This is a genomic window from Candidatus Methylomirabilota bacterium (assembly GCA_035709005.1).
GTDB lineage: Bacteria > Methylomirabilota > Methylomirabilia > Rokubacteriales > CSP1-6 > 40CM-4-69-5.
The window spans coordinates 13,631-34,596 of sequence record DASTFB010000040.1 but is presented as its reverse complement, the minus strand read 5'-3'; the positions used below and the strand labels follow the sequence as shown (position 1 = coordinate 34,596).

Sequence of the window (20,966 nt, the reverse complement as noted above, 5' to 3'; positions counted from 1 at the left end):
TCGTGGTCCCTCGGCGAGCCGAGTCTCGATAGACAGCAAGGTAGTCCGGCGCCGCGGAGCGGTCAAGGATACGGAGCGCCGGGCGCCGGGCAGCCCGGCGGCGCTATACTGGCCTCGGCATGGCGTACAACGCCTGGTTTCAGTGCATCAACGGGTGCCCCGCCGAGTTCGATCTTCGCGAGGTCATCTACCGGTGCCCGACGTGCGGAGACCTGCTGGAGGTCCAGCACGATGTGGAGGCCCTGCGGTCGCGGTCGGCGGCGGCCTGGATCCAGCTCTTCGACGACCGGTACCGTCGCAACATCTACCCCTACGGCTCCGGAGTCTGGGGCAAGAAGGAGTGGGTGGTGCCCTTCATCGACAACGAGAACATCGTGTCGATGTACGAGGGCAACTCGAATCTCCTGTGGGCCGACCGCTATGGCAAGCAGCTCCGCATCGAGGACCTGTGGGTCAAGCAGTGTGGCAACTCGCACACCGGGTCGTTCAAGGACCTCGGCATGACGGTGCTCGTCTCGCTGGTCAAGGAGATGATGCGGGGTGGCGTGGCCGTCGACGCCGTGGCCTGCGCCTCCACCGGCGACACCTCGGCGTCGCTCGCGGCCTACTGCGCGGCCGCCGGGATCCCGGCGGTGGTGCTGCTGCCCAGAGACAAGGTCTCCGTGGCCCAACTCGTCCAGCCGCTGGCCAACGGAGCGCTGGTGCTCGCGCTCGACACCGACTTCGACGGCTGCATGGCCGTCGTCCAAGAAATCACGAAGGAGAAGCGGATCTATTTGGCCAACTCGATGAACAGCCTGCGCATCGAGGGTCAGAAGACGGTGGCCATCGAGATCGTCCAGCAGTTCGACTGGGAGGTGCCGGACTGGATCATCATCCCCGGCGGCAATCTCGGCAACGTCCACGCGCTCGGGCAGGGGTTCGTCATGATGCAGGATCTGGGGCTGGTCAACCGGCTCCCCCGGATCTGCCTGGCCCAGGCCGAGCGGGCCAATCCACTGTACCGGTCCTTCCTGGAGGACTTCAGGCGCTTCGAGCCTGTTACGGCCCGGCCCACGCTGGCCACCGCCATCCAGATCGGTAACCCGGTGAGCGTCAAGCGCGCCATCCGCACCTTGCAGCGCTTCAACGGCGTGGTGGAGCAGGCCACCGAGCAGGAGCTGGCCGACGAGGCGGCGCGCGCCGATCGCACCGGTATGTTCAACTGCCCCCACACCGGGGTGGCCCTGGCCGCCCTCCGCAAGCTGGTCGACCGCAAGGTGGTCCGGTCCAACGAGCGGGTGGTCGTGATCTCGACCGCCAACGGGCTGAAGTTCGCCGACCAGAAAGCCGCCTATCACATGGGCGACCTTGCCGGCCTCACGGCGACGCACCGCGCCAAACCCGTCGAGCTGCCCGCCGACCCGACGCGGGTGGCCCGAACGATCGCGCGCCACGTCGAGAAGGCGCGCCTGCTGGTGTCGTGATGGACGAGCGGGTCGCGCCTCCTCGCAGCAGGCAGGTCGAGCCGCCCAAGCAACCGCTCGGCCCCAGCACGTTGGCCGTGCACGGCGGCGAGCCACGTCCCAAACCGGCCCACGCCCTGGCCACGCCCATCGTGCAGACCGCCACCTACACTTTCGCCAATACGCAGGAGCTGAAGGACCACTTCGACGGTAAGATCGAGCGCATCGAGTACGGGCGCTATGGCAACCCCACCCAGCGCGTCGCCGAGGCCAAGCTCGCCGCGCTCGAGGGCGCCGGGGATTGTCTGCTCTTTGCCAGCGGCATGGGTGCGATGACCACGGCGCTGTTCGCCTTGCTCGCCCGCAGCACCCACGTGGTCGTTACCGATGACAGCTACCGGCGGACGCGCCAGTTCCTGAACCAGACGCTTTCCCGCTACGGCATCGAGGTCTCCACGGTGCCGGCCGGCGATTACGAAGCCCTGGAGGACGCCATCCGGCCCACCACCCGGGCCCTGGTGAGCGAGTCGCCGACGAATCCCTACAACCGCATCCTCGATCTGGAGCGATTCGCCGCGATCGGTCGTCGGCACCGGGTCAAGACGGTCATCGACGCCACGTTCGCCACGCCCTACAATCAGCGCCCCCTCGAATGGGGAGCTGACGTGGTCGTGCACTCCGCGACCAAATACCTGGGCGGCCACAACGACCTTCTCGCCGGCGCTGTGCTGGCCTCCCGCGAGCTGGTGGATGCCATCCGGGGACTGCAGGGAATCACCGGCGCCGTCGTCGATCCCTTCGCGGCGTACTTGCTGGTGCGGGGGCTCAAGACCTTCGCGCTGCGCATGGAACGGCAGAACGCCAACGCGCAGGCCGTCGCGGAGTTTCTCGCCGCCCACCCCCGAGTCGCCGCCGTTCACTACGCGGGGTTGCCGAACCACCCCGAGCACGACATTGCCAAGCGACAGATGCGTGGCTTCGGCGGCGTCGTCTCCTTCGAGGTGCGCGGCGACATCGATGCCGCCTCCCGGGTGGTGGACGCCTGCACCATCCCGCACATCGCGGCCTCGCTGGGCGGGGCGGAGAGCCTCATCGAGCAACCCGCGATCATGAGCTTCTACGAGCTGACCAGCGAGGAACGCCTCCAGATCGGGATCAAGGATAATCTCATCCGTTACGCGGTCGGGATCGAGGACGCCGACGATCTCATCGCCGACCTCGCTCAGGCCCTCGATCGGGCGTTCGCCGAGAGTTGACCACCTCCTGAAACCGGTCACGACCTCGTCCCTGCGATCGGGCCTCCGATGGCTGACGGCCGGCGCGGGGCTGGCCGCCGCCGCCTACGCGATCTACGTCGCGACCGCGTGGTCCCGCTATGGGCGCGCTCCACGACCGGCCGCGAACGAAGCGGATCCACTGCTCGACCGGTTCATGCCCGAGTACGAGGTCGTCGAGCGGCATCACGTCCTGATCGCCGCGCCGGCCGCGGTGACCTTCGCGGCCGCGCGCGAGATGGATCTCCTCCAGAGCCGGATCGTGCGTCTCATCTTCAAGAGCCGCGAGTTGATCCTCGGCGCCACGCCGGACGAGCACGTGCGACCGCGCGGTCTGCTGGCGCTGGTGCAGTCGCTCGGATGGGTCGTTCTGGACGAGCTGCCCGGACGAGCGGTGGTCGTGGGCGCGGTCACGAAACCCTGGGAGCCGAACCCCACGTTCCGCGGCGTGCCCGCCGAGGCCTTCGCCGCCTTCGCCGAACCCGGGTACGTCAAGATTGCCTGGACGCTTCGCGCCGATCCGGACGGGCCGGCCGCTTCGATCTTCCGTGGCGAAACACGCGCCATCGCCACCGACCCCGCAGCCCGCGCGCGGTTCCGCCTGTACTGGTCATGCCTGTCGCCCGGCATCATCCTGATTCGACGACTGATGCTCGGACCGCTCAAGGTCGAAGCCGAGCGCCGCGTGACCGGAGGCCGCATCGGGCCGGAAGGTTCCGCTGGCGGAGCGGAGGTGTGAGGAGGTACTGTCGCCGCCGGGAGGTCCAGGATGACGGACAAGATTCGCGTGGGAATCGTGGGAGCGACCGTGACACCAGGGGGCAGCGGCTGGGGGGCCAATGCCCACGTCCCCGCCCTGAAAGCTCTGCCCCAGTACGAGCTGAAGGCGGTCTGCACCGCGCACGAGGACACGGCCAGGGCCTCGGCCGCGGCGTTCGGCGTCGAGCGGGCATTCCACCGGTTCAGCGACATGGCGGCGCATCCGGAGGTCGACCTCATCGTCGTCTGCGTGCGGGTGCCCGGGCACCGCGATCTGGTGATGGCCGGCCTGCAGGCGGGAAAGGCCGTGTTCTGCGAATGGCCGCTGGGCAGGACGCTGGCCGAGGCGGAGGAAATGGCGGGCCTCGCCGGCCAGCGCTCCATCAAGACGATCGTCGGTCTGCAGGCGCGCAGCGCCCCGGCGATCCTCTACGCAAGCGATCTCATCCGGGAGGGCTACATCGGCGACGTGCTCACGGCGAACCTGACCTGCGTCGTGCCGGCCCAGCTCCAGCGGGGTCCGGGTCGCATCTGGCAGGGCGTCCGCGCGAACGGCGCCAACGTACTGACCATCACGGGCGGCCACGCCATCGACGCGCTCTGCGCCGTGCTCGGCGAGTTAGCCGAGGTCTCGGCCCGGGTGACGACGCGGATCCCGGAGTGGCGAACCCTGGAGGGAAAGGCGGTCCCGGTCGACTCACCGGACAGCATCAACGTGGTCGGCCGCATGGTGAGCGGCGCCGAGGTGTCGGTCAATGTCGCCGCCGTCCCCTCGAATCCCGGTGGTAACCGGATCGAGATCTACGGGCGCGAGGGCGCCCTGGTCATCCGTGCGGAAGGCTCGTTCAACACCGGAGGCAGCGAGGTGCACGCGGGCAGGGGCAAAGAACCCCTCGCGGCGATGCCCGTCCCGGCCAGGTACAAGGTCGTTCCGGCCGGCACGCCGAGCGGCCAGCCCTACAACGTCGCCCAGGCGTACGCGCGCGCCGCCGAGGCTCTGCGCGGCCGTGGCTCCTTCGACGTCGACTTCGCCCTCGCCGTCCGGCGCCACAAGCTGATCGACGCAATCGAGCGATCCTCCGCCACCGGCCGCTCGGTCAGGTTGGACCAAACCTTCGCCAGCTAGTCGGCCTTCCTTGCCATGCGCTCGATCCGCGCCCACTCCGCATCGGTGACGGGCATCACCGACAGCCGCGCGATGCGGACCAGCGCAAAGTCCTTGAAAGCTGGGTCGGCCTTGAACTCGGCGAGCGTCACCGGCCTGGGAAGCCGCTTGACCGGCGCGATATCCACCGCCACATACTTGCCGCTTGCGTCCTCCGGATCCGGATAGGCGGCGGACAGCGCCCTGGCGATCCCGACCACCGCCTTCTCATCGCCGGTGTGGTAATAGAAGATGTGGTCGCCCTTCTTGATGGCGCGAAGATGCCTCTGGGCCAGCGCGTTCCTGACGCCGCTCCAGACGGCCTTCCTGTCCTTCACGAGCGCCTCGAACCCGTAGTGGGTGGGTTCCTCCTTGACGAGCCAGTTCATGCTCTCACGAGCGCTTGTTCCACCTTCGGCTTGACCTCGCCGATCATCAGCTCCATCGAGCGCATCGCCGCCTTGTGCGGCGTATTCCCGACCTTGAACGAGAAGCACACCTGCACGAACTTGGTCGCGTGGACCTCGGCGACGAGCTTCTCGGCGATCGTGTCGACATCACCGATCAGCAGATTGTCGTGGATGGTCTCGAGCGACGGCTCGTCGGGGTACGGGACATCGACCAGCACGGTGCCGCGCATGACTTCCTGCCGGCGCCTGAGACTCGACGCCAGCCGCGTCTGATAGCGCGCGTTCTCGGCAAAGCGCATCCCCTCGTCGCGGCTGTCGGTGATGTGGGCGAAGCGGTTGATGGTGATGTGCGCCCGCGACAGGGGCGCGTTCTCGGCGGCGAACGCGGCGACCATGTCGGCATACTGCTCGGCCAGAAACGTGGGGCCGCCGACCCGGCCCGACGACAGGACTCGATAGCCACGCCGCGCGGCGGTCTGGAACATCGCCGGGCTGTGGCCGGCGACGTAGATCGGCAGCGGGTTCTGCACCGGGCGGGAGGGGATATGCGTGTCTGGCATCCGGTAGTGTTTGCCGTTGTAGCTGAAGAAATCCCGGCTGAAGGCCAGCTCGAGGATGTCGCAGAGCTCCTCGGTCATTTCGAGATTCTGCGCGATGTCGATCCCGAACCGCTCGAATTCGTAGGGCTGATACCCGGATCCGACGCCGAGCATCAGGCGGCCGTTCGATAACGCGTCGGCCGTGGCGATCTCGGCGGCCAGCCGCGCCGGGTTGTACAGGGGCAACACCACGACCGCGGTGCCGAGCCGAATCCGCCTGGTGATCGAGGCGCAATGGGCCACCATCATCAACGGCGACGCGCACAAGCAATAGTTCGAGAAGTGGTGCTCGGCGAACCAGGCAGTCGTGTAGCCGAGCTCGTCGGCCAGCCTCGTCTGCTCGGTGACTTCACCGAACACCTGCGCGGTCGGCTTGTCCGCCTCGCGCGACCCCATCAGATTGAAGATCCCGAACTCCATCGGCTCATCCTCCAGTCGAGAGCGGGGCGGATCTGGGAGCCGCGCACTCATGTTCGGAGCAGCTACTTCAGCGGGGGGTCGACACCGGCCGGCAGGGGGACGCGCGCGACGTTCAGCACCATCGATACGAGGCTGTAATAGCCGACCGCGCCCACCAGGTCCACCACGCCGCGCTCACCGAAGGCCGCCTTCACGCGCGCAAAGGCGGCGTCCGACACCTGGCCCGTCGCCAGCAGCTCGGCGACGAAGTCGTACACGATCGCCTCGTCCTCCGCCATGCCGGCGGGACGGGTGCCGGCGGCGATAGCATCGGCGATGGCCGGCTTGAGGCCCGCCTCGATGGCGAGCCGCCGATGCGCGTAGAACTCGTACTGCGCCGTCCACTTCCGCCCGGCCATGATGATGGCCAGCTCGTTGACCCGCGCCGGGATCGACGTGTTGAACCGCACGAAAGCGCCGACCCGCTGGACGAGATCGCACAGCTCCGGACTACGCAAAAGTGCGTTGAACGGCCCGCGAAGGCCCGCGCCGCGTGGCCCCGACTGGATGGCTTCCGCCACGCGCTTCTGCTCCGGCGTCATGGTCTCGGCCGTCAACGTGGTGAAGCGTCCCTCGCTCATGGTCACCTCTGCCCCCGGTGGGGCGCGGCTCCGCGTTCCTAAGCTCTGACGGGTTCGTGCGCCTTGAGGAAGCGCCGCGCGTGCTCCACGACCTGGTCGATGTGCTCCTGCGAATCCTTCCAAGGATAGATCGTCACCTCGGCATTCGGGGCGAGGCTGGCCACCTCCATCGCGACCTTGTACGGGTGCGCGGGCACGTCGTCGGGCGCGATCAGCAGCGGCGTCCGGATGGAGCGCACGAAATCGCGCGATACGGTGAACACGAAGTCGGCACGCTTCGTGTACATGCTGGTGAGGAAGTCGTGGACAGTGGCCATCGTGACCTCGGGGCGCCTCGCGCAGAGCTGCGGTCCCCACTTCGTCATGTTGTTCTGGTAGAAGAGGTCCGGCATCTCGGGCCTGAACCCGCTGGGTTGCATCATCGCGGCCGCGACGACGCGCTCTGGTGCCCGCTTGAGAAGGTTGTGGATCATCGGCCCGCCGATGCAGAAGCCCATGACCATGAACTCCCGGATGCCGAGGTGGTCCATCAGCCCGAGCTGGTCGTCCGTATAGGCGTCCCAGGGGCGGTCGATCTCGAGCGGGCCGCTGGATTGCCCGGGGTCGGCGTTGCGCAGGTCAGCGCAGATGCAGCGGAAGTCGTCGTGGTACCGTTCCATCGGGTTGAAGGGCGAGGCTGTCTGCCAGGAGGAAAGTGCCGAATTGAGCCCGCCGCCCGGGATGAGCAACAGGGGGAAGCCGGAACCCACCTCTTCGTAGTAGATACGGACCGGGCCTCTTTCGTAGAACGCCATGAGATTCTCCTCCCCTCCGCGAGTTCGCCGATAGTCTAACTCACGGCGACTCCGAGCGCTTTCCAGGCCCATCCGCCGTCGCCGGCAAGCTCGAGGATGAAGTGGTAGTCGTCCGTCCGGTCGCCGCCGCCCCCAACCGTGATGTACGTGATCGACCGCTCCCGGAGCAGGCGCAAGACCCGATCGACCTGTGGGGCCCCGAGGGCCGCGCTGGGTCGTTCGAGGAAAACGAAGCGAGGCGCGGCGAGAACCACCCGGGCGATACAGAGCAGCTGCTGCTCGCCGAGCGAGAGCGCTTCGCCCCAGTCCCGCTGAACGCTCAGGCCGCCCATTCGCTCCAGCACATCATCGAGTTCCAGTGTTCGCAGACTCCGGCAGCAGCCCATAGTAGGCCCGTTTCTCCGGCGTCGGGAACTCGGCCGTGAGGCGCTGGCTGCGCAGCGCTTCGATCCGATCGACGGATCTGGCCACCACCGGCCACATCTCGGAGAGGAAGACGCGATCTCCGGTGAAGCGGAAGTACTCCATGACGGCGTAGATGAACTCACCCTGGCTGTCGTATTCCGCGAGCCAGTCGGGGCCGTTACTGTCGACGCAGCACGGGATGGTCCCGTCGGGGGCCTGATGGCGCCCGTACCAGCGAAGATAGTCCCGGACCTCCTCGGTGCAGCCTGCGCGCAGCAGGGTCGCCGCCATGGTCGCGCCGTCGCGGATCCACGATCGCGCGTAACGACGGGGACCGGGCTGCAGCGCGGCCCCGTCGCGATTGACCAGGATGTGCGCGCCGCCGTCCTGAACGTATCGGTGAAGGCTCGAGCGGACTCCGGCAGCGGGAACGACAAGCGCTTGCGGGCCACGACGAAGCCGCCACTACCTTTGAAATCGAAGTCGAGCCGCATGGCGCCGTCCCGGGGCCCTCGATCCCCGGAAATGCGGAGTTGCGCCTGTCCCGACGTCACCGGGCTCCAACCGGAGAGCTCGGTGAAGTCGTCGAGCGTCGTACTCGTCACAGCTCGACCTCGATCACGTCCCGCTGGCGGCCCAATAACGCCGATAGCTCTGCCGCCGGCACGCGCCATCCTCCGACGCGGTAGGGATTCTCGTCACGCGCGGTGAGAGAGATCCGCACGCCATTGACGACGACTCCCGAGGGGCCGACGCTCGCGTCGCGCACGCGATATCGAACTTCGACGGGCCTCTCCAGCAGCGTCAGCTGTGCGATCAAGCCGTCGAGCCGATGGGGCAGCACCGGATCGAACACGACATCGCTGAACGACTCGCGGACCCCCAGCAGACACGTGCGCACCTTGTGCAGGAACAAACCGGGACCGCTCGAATAGAGTCGCCAGCCGCCGCGCACGGCCACACGACCGGTGCGCAGCTCATTCCAGCGCGTCGCCGCTTCGAGGCGATCGGCGAAGTCGGCGTCCGAGCTGGAAAAATAGACATTGCTCTGGCGCGGCGCGGCGTTGGGAACGACGTCAGTCAGTCCCACGGGAGTGCAGACTCGCAGCGCCCACCAGAGCGCCTCGGCGTTCCCGGTCTTCGCCATGGCCTCCGCGTACCGCAGGTGGGCGTGGACGTACTGCAGGCCGATCTCGCGGCCGACGTTCGCCGCCGTCTCCGCGCGCTTGAAGAGGCGCTGGCACCCGCCGTGATACGGAACCGGCTCGCTCATCAGCCGGACGCCGTCGGGGAACCAAAGCTCGCGGGCAATGATATCGAGATGCCGCTGCGCTTCCACCGGGGTGAACAGCTCGGCCAGGATGGCACGCGTCATGGGCAGGAGACGGTACCGGATGCCGGTCAGCGCGTCCGCTGGATGCAAGAGCGGCCGCCAAGCGCCGTCGGCCTCGTGCACCATGAAGCCGGCCACCGTCCCTCCAGGCATCAAGTATTCGTGAAAGTCGGCCCGCATGCGCTCCAGCAATGCGCGGACCCGCCACGCGCGGGCGTCCTCGCCTGCGCGCCGGCAGACCTCCGAAAACTGGCGGAGCGTCTGGTACGCGAGCGCGACCGTCCAGGCGCTGACCATGCGCGTCCTCATCGCCGGATCGGCAGGCTGCAGGGTGTCATCCCAGTCGCCGTCCCCGTAGTCGACCAGCGCCGTCCCCCTCACGAAGCGCGCCTGGCATTGAGCGAGCGCCCGGTCGCAATGCGCCCACAGCGTCTCGTGCGGGCCCGTCGGCTCGAAGCATGCCGGATCGGTGTAGCCGATCTCGTGTTCCAGGAAGGCCAGATCGTTCGTCGCCTCCACGTAATCGCAGAGGGCCTTCACCGGCCACAGACACACGTCGCCGTGGCTGTGCGCCTGCTGAATCCTGTGAAACGGCGGATGCATGAACCACTGCGGCCATCCCCCGTCGTGCGGATACTGCTGAGTGAACACCGTCTCCAGGGCCCGCCGGACCGTCGGCGCCTCGGCGGACGCGAGCAGCCACTCGACCGATCCCTGGCAGACGTCCCGGACACCCCAGGCGGCGCCGCCATACTGCTCGAGTCCGTGCGGGGCTGAGAAATGAATCCCGGCATTGTGGGTGAACCAGGGCAGAATCTCGTCGATCCGCGCGACGGCCGGATCGACCCCGCCGCTCAGCCGCACCGGCGCATCCAGCGCGCGCGCGGCGGCCCATCCTTCCCGACACTCCTGCCGCGCCGCCGCCACCGCGGCTGGCAGCGCCGCGGTCCCCACGAGCGACCCCAGAAGGATGACGGCGCACCGCGTCACCGCCCGGGTCTGCACGACGGCGTACGGCCCGCCGCGACGGACGCCATCGAGATAGAGCAGCTCGTCGCCACCGATCGCCGCGACATCGGCAGGCTCGGCGGCGGCGATGGCGAAGCACAGACCCGGAAGCCCCTCCGCCGTGACCCCTTTGGGATCGAAACTGCAGCTCAGCCAGCCGGTTTCCGCGTGAAGTCCAAGTTCACCGCCCTGGTCGAACTCGTTGGCGCCGAGCGCGAGCTGGTGCGTGATGAGAAACTCGCGAGGCGCGCCCGTGGTGACCCGCAGCTCCAGGAACGCGGCGGCGTGATGTGATGAGCACCATACCCGCGCCGCGATCACGTCGTCGTCGAAGCGATAGATCCACCAGGCGTCGCCCGGCGTCATCGCGAACGCCGATGGCACGCCGAGCTGACGCCACTCTCCTGCCTCGCGGAGCCACACACGCTGGCCCGCCGCACGCGCGACGTTGAGATGGTTGCGAACGACCGACAGCAAGCGCGTCAGACTCGGGTTCCCCAGATAGACCTGGGCGGCGAAGATACCCGCCGCGTAGCACGTGAGACCGAGATGCTCGCGGTCGACCCATCGCGGCTCACCACTACGCAGGATGTGCCCGTGCGGGCGCATGACCGTCTCCTCCTTGACGCGGCCGACGACATGCGTTTCGGCCCCGTGGAAGAACGCGAGCAGCGTGCCGTCCGCCCCTCGCTCTTCGTGGCGCCGCCGGCCGGGAAACCACGCCTCCCAATCGGCTGCCGTCGGTGCCGCCCCGTGCAACCACGGGGCTCCCACGAAGAGCGACGTCCGGCCAGACGCCTCGGGAGCCAGGAGCCGAACCGGCCCCCGGCGGGAGGACACGATCCCGGTCAAGCGGTTCACATCGTCCGGCGCGGAGGCGGACGGATGATCGTCGAGATAGCAGGCGACGAATGTCACCTCGCCGGTGGCGCCGGGGACGAGCTCGACGGCCCGGCTCTGCAGCCCGGCCAGGGCAAACTCGTATTGCAGTCGCCGCGACGGCAAGGCTGGCACCCGCACCGCGAGGGGCTCTCCGGTGACACGATGGTCGCCACCGAAGAACTGCCAGCCGTCCGTGCAACAGGCCTCCGCGCCCGACGCGCAGGCCACCGCGAGCCACGGATGAAGCCCGCCCGCCATCGGTTGATTCTGGCGCGCGAGAACCACCCATCCGAGGGTTGGGGTGGACAGGGGAAGGAGGTCGAGGTATTGGGAGACGTAGGCCTCGTTGTTGCGCACGGCGGCTTCGTCCGCGAGGCCCAGATCCAGCGCGTGGAGCACATCGATCCGAAGAGCTGACGCCGAGGTGTTGCGTACGCGAATGCGCCAGCTCCAGTGGGCGAGCTTCGGATGCAGCACGAACGTCGTCGTGGACGCCAGCGTTCCGGCCATCCCCGCCGCCCACGTGACCGCGCGCGGGCCGACGCGCCCGAAGGTGAGCCCGGGCCCGGCCACCGCCGTCCAACCGTCTGGCGCCCGTGGTTGGGCCTTCCCGCCCGGCCACCAGCGCACCAGAAGCCGGAACAACCCGTCCTCGGCCGGGCCGGGCAATAGCTGATTGATCAGCGTCTGGCGATGTCGCAAGGCGAACAGGGCACCACTCGCAAGAAATTCCGCCCGCAAGCCGCTGCCCGACCCGAGCTCGACCAGGCCAAAGCCCTTCGCGTCGGCGATCGGGATCGAGTCACGTCGGGAGGGCGCGGCCATGGCCGTTCGGCGGACCTTCCTCGTGGACGATGATACACGCGGGTGCCAGGCCCCTCGTGCAGGAGTAGCTCATGAGGCCCGCGTGTCGATTTCGTCGAGCCCCGTTCGACTAACAGGCGGCCCGAATGCAGAGAAAGGGCACTATGGCATCACAAAGGAGACCCCGGCATGTCCACAAGCACCGTCCGGCTTCACCGAGTGCTTCGCGCGGCGCCCGAGAAACTCTATCGGGCATTCCTCGATCCCGAGGCAATGGCCAAATGGCTTCCGCCGAACGGCTTTACGGGCAAGGTTCACCATATAGACACGACAGTGGGCGGCACCTACAAGATGTCGTTCACGAACTTCACCACGGGCCACAGCCACTCCTTCGGCGGAACATTTCTTGAACTGGTGCCACACGAACGTATTCGCTACACGGATAAGTTCGACGATCCCAACCTACCCGGAGAAATGCAGACGACGGTCACCTTGAAGAAGGTCTCCTGCGGTACTGAGGTGAACATCGTTCAAGAAGGGATACCCGAGGCCATTCCACCAGAGGCTTGCTATCTCGGCTGGCAAGAATCGCTCATCCTTCTCGCGCAACTCATCGAAGCTGAGATTCCGGGGTAACGGGGTGCTGCCCGGTGGGTTCTCTGTGTTGCCGTCCAGGCTTCCTCGGCCGGCTGCGCGAACGCAGGAACGAGCCCCGTGGCGAGGATCAAACCAGCACATCGCCGCGATCAGCGTGGTCATGTCCAGACCCCTCCTCGACGTTCCGCTCCAGGCAGGCCTCCGTGGGCTCGGCACAGACGAACGTGGGCTCCGCGGCGGCGACGATCTGGATCCTGCCCGGGGCGATTCCAGCCGCGACGAGCGCCTCGCGGACAGCGATGGCCCGCTTCTCCCTCACCGCCGTGTCCTGTTCCACGGTCTCCCGCTGGTCGAGATAGCCGCGGAGGCTCAGGGCGGTCTGGAGCTGGTCCTTTAGCCAGGCCACAAGGAGCGCGATCTCATCGGCGCACCGATCGAGCAGCGCCGCGCTCCGGGGCTCGAAGTGAAACGGCTCCACTGCGCTGTACAGCCGCTGCTCCGCGGAGCTGCTGGGCTTCAGGCCGCCGGGAGGGCCGGGAGGGCCGGGAGCTCCAGGAGGGCCAGGGGCCGTGGAGGCTGGCCCCGGCGACCCGGTGGGCCCGGCGAGGCCGGCGGGCCCGGGCGTCCGTTTAGCGTACCGCACGGGGCTGGGGTGCAGGGCAAGGGCGCATAACCGTCGTCGCTCGCGACGTAGCCCTCAGACGGCCATGGCGCCGTTTTTCGCCAGGTATCCACGGCACGACCGTAGTCCCAGCCGCCATCTGTCCACGGGGCCGTGGCCCGCCAGGCATCCGCTGCCTAACCGTCGACAACCTCGACGCAGCCGTCACGCCACGCATACAGGGGCGGGCCGCTGTAGCCGAGTTGCATGCCGCAGCCGGTCACTGCCATCAACACGGCGGCGCCGGCGACCCTACGCGGGCCCGTCGGATCATGCGCCTGGGTTCTCTCACGGTCACCGGGCAACGCCTGCCTCGACGAGGGCCTCCGCGACTGCCGTGGTCCGCTGCTCGCTCAGCTTCGTGTTGTGGGCATCGCTTCCGCGGGGGTCGGCATGGCCGTTCGGTGCCCCGAACAGTGGGACCCTCGTCTCAGGGACCTTTGGCCACGGGGTCGGCCCATTGAGCCGATCGACACCAACCAGCACGCCATCGGCCGTTTACGGCCAGGGCAGGCCGTAGATCCCGGCGGCGTTTCCCCCGAGCACCCGGCCCCCGACCGCGAGCGCTTCGCCGCCGTCGAGCGCGCCGAGGGCGACCAGCTCGTCCAGCACCGTCCCGAGCCCGCGCCGCCCCCAGCGCGCGGCCAGCCAGAACAGCTCGGGGATCTGCGAGGCGTCGCTCGAGTACACCACCTTGGTCGACGGGGCGAGGCTCAGCAGCTGACGCAGCATCGTCGGGATCTCGGCGGCGAGATGAGGGATGGCGAGCCCCACGTCGGCGTAGACGTTGGCGTAGATGGCCGTCAGGTATCCGAGCTCGCGGACGTAGGGGTAGCTCGCGTGCAGGAGAACGAAAGGCACGTTGGCATACTGGCCGCTCTCGAGCAGCGGGCGCAGGTGCAGCGGGTTCGCCTCGCGGAGGTCGAGATCGGCGTCACCAAAGCCGGTGTGGATCTGCGCGGGCATGGCCTGCCGCTCGGCGATCTCGAGCGCGCGCAGGAACAGGTAGTCGTTGAGCGGCTTCGCGGCGAGACGCACCCGACCGTCGCGTCGCGCGCGCTCCTTCACGGGGCCGAATGCAGCGCCGGCGGCGGCGCGCGACGTCGGTTGCGCCGCAAGCCCCGTCCGGTACGCGATGATGCTCTTGACGGCCACAAAGCCGTCCGCCCGCGCCCTCTCGATGCACGCGGAGTATGCGTCGAGGAGAGCATCGAACGTCTCGTGGCGGACGATCAGCTCCTGCGCGAGCGCCTCGAGACGCAGCACCGGCAAGACGCGACACGGCAATCGCGCCGCTAGCTCGGCCGGCGGCCAGGTCTCGTCGGTGCGATAGCCGTGATCGACGAGGAGGACCGCGATGTTCGCGGCGCCGAGCAGATGCCGGGCCAGCGCGTCGGCCGACATGCCCCCGCGCGCCGCCAGCACCGCCTCGGTCGTCGGCGCGCAGGCCAGGATCGTCGCGAGCTCCCGGATGGCCCACCGGTAGAAGACGGTCTCGGGGACGTGGCGCGCGTGCATCTTCGGATCGCCGCTCTCGGTGAAGAACCGTGCGTAGGTGGCGGCGTCGGCGACGGTCCCGTCGCGTAGCAGCGCGTGGCAGTGCTGATCCAGGATCGGGACGGCGTCGAGGTCCAGCTCAGAACTTCCAGAAATGGTGTTTCGTCTCGAAGGCCGCGTCCTCGCGGGCGAACGCCTCCGCCTCCGAGCGCTTCACGGCGAGGTACGCACGGGCCAGTGTCGGGCCCAGGGCCGGCATGAGCACGGCGTCCGCCTCAAGCTGGTCGAGCGCCGCGCGCAGCGTGGTCGGGTACCGTTGGATCCCGCGCTCGCGCCGCTCAGTCTCGGACAGGGCGCCCGGGTCCACGAGCACGGGCTCGCCCGGTTCGAGCGCGCGCCTGACGCCGTCGAGGCCGGCCGCCAGCAATCCTCCCAGCGCGAGGTAGGGATTCGACGACGAGTCCGACGCCTTGAGCTCGGCGTTGGTCGAGCCGGCGCGGTCGGAAGGAAACGTCGACGGCACCCGCACCGCCGCCTCGCGATTGTCGGGCCCCCACGCCGTGTAGGCGGAGCTCCAGAAGTGTGGCTGGAGCCGGCGGTACGAGTTCACGCTGGGACACGTGAGCGCGAGCAGGGCCGGCAGGTGCTCGAGGACCCCGGCGATGAAGCGATAGCCGAGCGTGCTCACGCCGTAGCGGCCCCGCGGGTCGTGCATGCGAGATCGACGGCCTGCCGCGTCCCACAGGCTGAAGTGGATGTGGGCGCCGTTGCCGGCCTGGTCGACGAAGGGCTTGGGGGCGAGCGAGGCCCAGAATCCGTGGCGGTGAGCGACGGCCCGGACGGTCTCACGATAGAAGACCTGCCGGTCGGCGGCCTCGAGCGCCGGCGCGTGGGCGATCGACAGCTCCTGCTGGCCGTGGCCGAGCTCCGGGTAGTACTGTTCGACCGGAATGCGCTGCGCCTCGAGCGCGGACACGATGTCGTCCATCACGGGCGCCGCCGTCGTCATCCCGACGGTGGAAAAGCAGAGGCTCGCGTCCAGCGGCGCGAACCCGCCGTCGGCCCGCTTCACGGCCAGGGTGAACTCGCATTCGAAGGCGGCGCGCACGCTGAACCCTGCCGCGCCGCAGGCAGCGATCTGCCGCTTGAGAAAAGCGCGCGGGCACGCCTCCCAGGGCGCCCCCTCCAGCGTGCGCATGTCGCTCGTCATGGCCGCCGCGTGGGGCGCGTACGGGAGGACGGTGAACGTCTGCGGATCAGGGATCAGCCGGATCTCACCCACGGGGCCGAGGCCCTCCACGGCCTGGAGCTGGTCCAGCATGTTCATCGCCTGCATCGCCACCGTGAGCCCGATGCCGTCGGACAGGCGATGCGCGAGCCCGTCCACGTGCGTGGCCTTCCCGCGCGTGATGCCGCCGTTGTCGGTATAGAGGAAGCGCACGAGGCGGACACCCGCCCGCCGGGCCTGCTCGGGCAGGTCGGGACCGCGTCGTCGGGGACGCCGGGTGGCCATGGCGTGCGTAGGATAGCGCGTCCGTCTCCTATGGCGGGGGTCGCGCCGCAGACCATCGCCGTCGTCAAGCCCCGCCCGTACGAGCCCGGTCCGGGGACTGGACCGACCGCCGGATTCCGGGCACGATGCTGGCCGTGACCATGCGATCACGACGGCCATACTGGAGCGACACGGAGGCCGCAGCCCCGGATACGGGCTATGCCTGGGTGATGCTGGCGCTCGGCACCGTCCTGGTGGCGCTCAATCTCGGCGCCCTCTCGAGCCTTTCGGTCTTCCTCAAGCCGCTCTCCGAGGAGTTCGGCTGGCCGCGTGGCGCCACCGCCCTCTCCTACACGACCGCGGCCGTCACCATCGGCGTCGCCGGCGTCTTCTGGGGGCGCGTGGCCGACCGGTACGGAACGCGCCCGGTGGTGCTCGTCGGCGTGCTGGCGCAGCCGACGGCGCTGCTGCTGCTCTCGTGGCTCGCGTCGCTCTCGCAGTTCTACGTGCTCTACATGGCGCTCGGCGGCTTCGGCTTCGCCGCCGTGAACGTGCCGATCATCGCGAACGTCGGCCTCTGGTTCGTCCGCCGGAAGGGCCTCGCGCTCGGCATCCTGTCCTCGGGCGGCCCACTGGGCCAGGCGCTCGTGGCGTTCCTGGCCGCCCACGTCGTGGAGGCTTACGGCTGGCGCACTGCCTACCTGACCCTCGCGATCCTCTACGCGCTGTTCGCGGTGCCGCTGGCGCTCCTGGTGCGGACGCCGCCGCTGCTCGCGGCCGGCGAGCCGGCAACGCGCGGCGGCAGCCAGGACGAGCTCCCACTGCCCGCCCCCGTCGTGGTGGCGTGGCTGAGCGCGGCTGCCGTCTTCTGCTGCACCACGATGTCCATCCCGATCGTCCACACGGTCGCGATGCTGACGGACCGGGGCCTGCCGTACGCCGAGGCGGCACGCATCTTCGTCGTCATCATGGGCTCGGGGGTGCTCGGACGGATCTTCCTGGGCCGGCTCACCGATTACCTCGGCGGGCTCCGCTCCTACTTCCTCGCCTCGGCCCTGCAGACGGCGCTCGTCTTCTGGTTTACTCGCGTGGAGTCGCTGCCGCTGCTCTACCTGCTCAGCGCCCTCTTCGGCCTCGGGTTCAGCGGCGTCATGACGTCGGTCTGGGTCTGCGTCCGCGAGATGGTTCCTCCGCGGTTGGCCGCCACGTCGCTGGCCGTGGTTGTGATGTTCGCCTGGTTCGGCATGGGACTGGGCGGCTGGCACGGCGGGCACGTGTTCGACCTCACGGGCGGCTACACGCACTCGTACTTTCACGCCGTGCTGAGCGGCCTCGTCAACCTCGTCATCCTGGGTGCCCTCTACTGGCGCGTCAGCCGCGCCCGCGCGCGAGTCGCCGCCGTGGAAGCCGCCGGCCAGCCGTTGTGACCTGATCGCTGGCGCGGCCGCTTCATCGCGGGTCCTCGTCCGTGCTGGACCACGGGGATCATCATTCCGGCAGCTCCACGAGGCCACTGCCGACGACCGACAGCTCGCTGTCCCGGTTCCTGCCTTCCTGCTCGATCTCCACGAGGTGCCGTCCGTCCTCCGCGACCTTGCGCTTCACGGTGCCGTCGATACGCAGCGTATCGCCTTCAGGGTTGTGCCGGCCGACCTTGCACTGCGCGTGGCGCAGGAAGCCAGTCGTACGGGCCCGGGGCCCCGACCATCGTCGCTACCTCGCTCTCCCAGTGCACGCGCTCGGGACAGTCCGGAATGCCGAACCGGTTCCTGATGCCGAGCCCGGGATGACGGTGGATCTGCTTCCACGCGAGCTTCTTCGCTCGGATGTACAGGCCTCCCCACCCCTGCGCGTACGCGATGAAGCCGGTGACCGTCATCGGCCCCTTCGCCATCGTCGGCGGCCCCCTGGCCCTCGCGCACGTCGCTTCCAGCGACGCGGCAGCGCGCCGCGTACTTCCTCGTTCGGTAGAGCGCAAAGTGCGCCTCGAGCTCGGCGTCCGAAGGTCGTGTCCCCACGCCGCCGACGAGGGACAGAAGAAGCGGTCGCCTAGTCCGTCAGCCTCTTCGATGCGCGCTACCGCGGCGTGATCGGACCACGGCTGCCGGTATGTTGTCAATACGAGCGATCGCGATCCTGCGCCTGCTTGGCCGGCGCGAGGCCGCGCGCGAGCTCGTGCCGAGCACGTGCCTGCACATCTTGCGCGCTCTCGCCGCCGAGGAGCTCGTCGCGTTCGACGCCGGGACGAAGCGCTGGCGCCTCGGCCCACCCGCACAACGGGTCCTCCCCGAACGCATCACCGCTGGCAGCCCAGGCACGCGCCCGAGAGCCGCCGCACAGGATGCGAAATTCGCATGCGCCGCAGCGACCTCGGAGAAGCGAGGGTGTGCGCAGTGCGCGGAAGATCGGCGCGTCGCGGTACACGTCGAGCGGGCTGACTTGGCGGACGTTGCCTGCAGCGAGGGGCAGGAACCCCGACGGCATCACGTCGCCGCCCGCGGAGATGAACATGATGCCGTTGCCGTCGCGGATGCCCCAGCCGCGTCCGCTCGTCGGAATATCCACGGTGCCTTTCCCGGCGGCACGCATACGCTGGATGAGGACGCGACGATAGTGGGGGGCCTCCGTCGTGCTGGCCACGAACGGCCAGCGCTCGGCGTTGGCGGCCAACCACCGCAGGCGTCGCTCGCATGTCACCGAATCCACCGGCGTCAAGGCTCGGCCCCGGCCGACGGTCACCAGGAAGAACAGGCTCCAGCGGGCGGCCCCCAGGCCAACCACCACCTTGACGGTGTCCTCCAGCAGGGGTTCGGTGTCCGCGGTCACCAAGGTGTTGATTTGCAGCGGGATGCCGGCCCCGACGATACGCTGTCCCGCCGAGAGCGTCCAGCCGAAGCAGCCCAGCACCCCCCGCAGGGCATCGTGATGCGCGGCGCTCGGTCCGTCCAGGCTCAGGGACATTGCGCTCACCCCGGCGCCCTTCAGCTCGCGGACGACCGCGCCGGTGATCCCGGCGGTCGCACTCGGGGCCACCGACACGGCGAACCCGCGCGCCACCGCCGCTCGCACCAGCATCACGAGATCCGGGCGCTTGAGCGGGTCGCCTCCGGTGAAGATCAGATGCGGCTTCGGAGCGGCCGACTGTGCGAGCGCGTCGAGCACGCGCTCGCACTCCGTCGTGGTGAGCTCGTCGGGGGCGCGCTCGCGGTACGCCTCCGCGCGGCAGTGGCGGCACGCCAGGTCGCACGCACGCGTGAGCTCCCAGTACACGCGCGCGGGCGCGCTGGCGTACATGCTGGTCTTCATCGGCGCGCTCCGGGCGGGACGAAGTCTCGACGCGGAGGACCGACGTAGAGCTGGCGTGGGCGCGCGATCTTCTGTTCGACGTCGCCGAGCATTTCCTGCCACTGGGCCAACCACCCGGCCGTGCGCGGGATCGCGAACAGCACTGGAAACATCTCGACCGGGAAGCCCATGGCCTCGTAGATGAGCCCGGTGTAGAAGTCCACGTTCGGGTAGAGCCGGCGCGTGACGAAGTAGTCGTCCTCGAGCGCGATCCGCTCCAGCTCCAGCGCGACCGGCAGCAGCGGACTCGGCTGTGTTGCCGCGAAGACCTCGTCGGCCACCCGCTTGATGATCCTGGCGCGTGGATCGTAGTTCTTGTACACGCGGTGGCCGAAGCCCATCAGCCTGGCCTCGCCCTTCTTCACCCGGCCGATGAACTCTCCGATGCGGGCCGGGCTGCCGATCTCGCGCAGCATGCGCAGCACAGCCTCGTTGGCGCCGCCATGGAGCGGCCCATAGAGGGCCGCCGCGGCCGCGGCCACCGCCGAATAGGGATCGACGCCGGAGGAGCCGACACTCCGCATGGCGTTGGTCGAGCAGTTCTGCTCGTGGTCGGCGTGCAGGACGAAGAGCACGTCGAGCGCGCGCTCCAGTGCGGGCTCCGGCTTGTACTTCAGCTCGGTCATCCTCCACACCATGCTAAGAAAGTTGCCCGCGTACGTGAGGTCGTTGTCCGGGTAGACGTACGGCCGCCCGAGCGTGTGCCGGAACGCAAAGGCCGCCAGGGTCGGCACCTTGGCGATGAGCCGGTAGATCTGCAGCATGCGATGCCCGGGATCGCGGTAGAGCCTGGCGTCGGGATAGAAGGTGCCGAGAGCAGCCACCGACGAGATCAACATGCTCATCGGATGCGCGTCGGGATGGAAACCGTCCATGAACTTCTTGACGTTCTCGTGCACCCACGTGTGGTGCGTGATCTGCCACGTCCAGTCCTCGAGCTGCCGGGCCGTCGGCAATTCCCCCTGAATGAGGAGGAAGGCGACTTCGAAAAAGGAAGCGCGTTCGGCGAGCTGCTCGATCGGATAGCCGCGGTACCACAGAATGCCCTTGTCGCCGTCGATGAAGGTGATGGCGCTGCGCGTCGAGGCAGTATTCATGAAGGCGGGGTCGTACGACAGCAGACCGAGCCGTTGCAAGTCCGTCGCACGCAGCGCCCCCTCGACGATCGGTAGCTCGCAGGTCCGTCCGGTGCGGTTATCGATGATGGTCACAGTGTTCGTCATGGCGTGCCCTCCGCTTTCACCGTGCCGTGCGCCGCACCTCGACGGCAGAGCTGCGGGCAAGGACTGTGCCACTCGCCCGGGCCAGCTTTGGCCCCAGCCCGTCGTTGGCATTCTCATCGAAAAGTCACGATTTGGACGAAGTCCGTCGTGGGAGGTGGACGGGCCAAACGCGGGTGTTGGGCCGCGCGATGCGGGGCGTTGGGGCCCCACCGGGGCGCGATCACCCCAGCCTATCCCGAGCGATCTTGCGGCCC

Annotated in this window: 17 protein-coding genes and 3 pseudogenes; 7 read left to right on the top strand and 13 right to left on the bottom strand. The window is 68.6% G+C overall.

The annotated features are described in order from the left end of the window. Positions 1-119 precede the first annotated feature (119 nt). The 4 genes from thrC to VFR64_05845 all read left to right on the top strand — a co-directional run bounded on the left by thrC (position 120) and on the right by VFR64_05845 (position 4,604). Entirely contained in the window at positions 120-1,466 is a 1,347-nt protein-coding gene (gene thrC, locus VFR64_05860; protein HET9489258.1) for a threonine synthase, read from the top strand. Next, entirely contained in the window at positions 1,466-2,701 is a 1,236-nt protein-coding gene (locus VFR64_05855) for an aminotransferase class I/II-fold pyridoxal phosphate-dependent enzyme (protein ID HET9489257.1), read from the top strand. The genes thrC and VFR64_05855 overlap by 1 nt, the downstream gene beginning before the upstream one ends. A 175-nt stretch (positions 2,702-2,876) precedes the next feature. Beyond that, positions 2,877-3,458 (top strand): hypothetical protein, encoded by a 582-nt coding sequence (locus tag VFR64_05850; protein HET9489256.1) that lies wholly within the window; start codon positions 2,877-2,879, stop codon positions 3,456-3,458. Between the two features lie 30 nt (positions 3,459-3,488). Continuing rightward, entirely contained in the window at positions 3,489-4,604 is a 1,116-nt protein-coding gene (locus VFR64_05845) for a Gfo/Idh/MocA family oxidoreductase (GenBank protein HET9489255.1), read from the top strand. Here VFR64_05845 and VFR64_05840 read toward each other — a convergent pair. The 7 genes from VFR64_05840 to VFR64_05810 all read right to left on the bottom strand — a co-directional run bounded on the left by VFR64_05840 (position 4,601) and on the right by VFR64_05810 (position 11,918). Continuing rightward, positions 4,601-5,011, bottom strand: a complete 411-nt coding sequence (locus VFR64_05840; GenBank protein ID HET9489254.1) for an EVE domain-containing protein — start codon at positions 5,009-5,011, stop codon at positions 4,601-4,603. The two genes, VFR64_05845 and VFR64_05840, sit on opposite strands and share 4 nt — an antisense overlap. After that, positions 5,008-6,051, bottom strand: a complete 1,044-nt coding sequence (locus tag VFR64_05835; GenBank protein HET9489253.1) for an LLM class flavin-dependent oxidoreductase — start codon at positions 6,049-6,051, stop codon at positions 5,008-5,010. The genes VFR64_05840 and VFR64_05835 overlap by 4 nt, the downstream gene beginning before the upstream one ends. Positions 6,052-6,113: 62 nt before the next feature. Then, positions 6,114-6,671: a carboxymuconolactone decarboxylase family protein gene (locus VFR64_05830; GenBank protein HET9489252.1), complete on the bottom strand. Its 558-nt coding sequence runs from the start codon at positions 6,669-6,671 to the stop codon at positions 6,114-6,116. 38 nt (positions 6,672-6,709) lie between these two features. Further along, complete coding sequence (locus VFR64_05825) at positions 6,710-7,465, bottom strand: alpha/beta hydrolase (GenBank protein ID HET9489251.1); 756 nt, start codon at positions 7,463-7,465, stop codon at positions 6,710-6,712. Between the two features lie 35 nt (positions 7,466-7,500). After that, complete coding sequence (locus VFR64_05820; GenBank protein ID HET9489250.1) at positions 7,501-7,797, bottom strand: hypothetical protein; 297 nt, start codon at positions 7,795-7,797, stop codon at positions 7,501-7,503. Positions 7,798-7,810: 13 nt separating this feature from the next. Beyond that, a complete protein-coding gene (locus tag VFR64_05815; GenBank protein HET9489249.1) occupies positions 7,811-8,179 on the bottom strand; it encodes an amylo-alpha-1,6-glucosidase in 369 nt (122 codons plus the stop codon). Positions 8,180-8,471: 292 nt separating this feature from the next. Beyond that, positions 8,472-11,918, bottom strand: a complete 3,447-nt coding sequence (locus VFR64_05810) for a cellobiose phosphorylase (protein ID HET9489248.1) — start codon at positions 11,916-11,918, stop codon at positions 8,472-8,474. A 168-nt stretch (positions 11,919-12,086) separates the two neighbouring features. Here VFR64_05810 and VFR64_05805 point away from each other — a divergent pair, with 168 nt between their 5' ends. Beyond that, on the top strand, positions 12,087-12,533 hold the full coding sequence (locus VFR64_05805) for an SRPBCC family protein (GenBank protein ID HET9489247.1): 447 nt from the start codon (positions 12,087-12,089) through the stop codon (positions 12,531-12,533). 88 nt (positions 12,534-12,621) lie between these two features. Here VFR64_05805 and VFR64_05800 read toward each other — a convergent pair whose 3' ends face one another. From VFR64_05800 to VFR64_05790, 3 genes are all read right to left on the bottom strand, one after another. Continuing rightward, on the bottom strand, positions 12,622-12,972 hold the full coding sequence (locus VFR64_05800; GenBank protein ID HET9489246.1) for an OmpA family protein: 351 nt from the start codon (positions 12,970-12,972) through the stop codon (positions 12,622-12,624). A gap of 681 nt (positions 12,973-13,653) precedes the next feature. Beyond that, positions 13,654-14,673 carry an amidohydrolase family protein gene (locus tag VFR64_05795; protein HET9489245.1) on the bottom strand — a complete coding sequence of 340 codons (1,020 nt, stop codon included), beginning with the start codon at positions 14,671-14,673 and terminating at the stop codon, positions 13,654-13,656. Positions 14,674-14,791: 118 nt separating this feature from the next. Next, positions 14,792-16,165: a glutamine synthetase family protein gene (locus VFR64_05790; GenBank protein HET9489244.1), complete on the bottom strand. Its 1,374-nt coding sequence runs from the start codon at positions 16,163-16,165 to the stop codon at positions 14,792-14,794. A gap of 140 nt (positions 16,166-16,305) precedes the next feature. Between VFR64_05790 and VFR64_05785 the strand changes: the two genes are divergently transcribed. Then, positions 16,306-17,571, top strand: coding sequence for an MFS transporter (locus tag VFR64_05785; protein ID HET9489243.1), 1,266 nt, complete (start codon positions 16,306-16,308; stop codon positions 17,569-17,571). 61 nt (positions 17,572-17,632) lie between these two features. On the opposite strand, the pseudogene VFR64_05780 reads toward VFR64_05785, so the two are convergent. After that, positions 17,633-18,109, bottom strand: a pseudogene (locus tag VFR64_05780) (acyl dehydratase). Between the two features lie 144 nt (positions 18,110-18,253). On the opposite strand from VFR64_05780, the pseudogene VFR64_05775 reads away from it, so the two are divergent. After that, positions 18,254-18,406: pseudogene (locus VFR64_05775) on the top strand (IclR family transcriptional regulator). A gap of 576 nt (positions 18,407-18,982) precedes the next feature. Here the strand turns inward: VFR64_05775 and VFR64_05770 are convergent. After that, positions 18,983-19,438: pseudogene (locus VFR64_05770) on the bottom strand (radical SAM protein). An 8-nt stretch (positions 19,439-19,446) separates the two neighbouring features. Further along, positions 19,447-20,712, bottom strand: coding sequence for a citrate synthase (locus VFR64_05765; protein HET9489242.1), 1,266 nt, complete (start codon positions 20,710-20,712; stop codon positions 19,447-19,449). Positions 20,713-20,966: the final 254 nt, after the last annotated feature.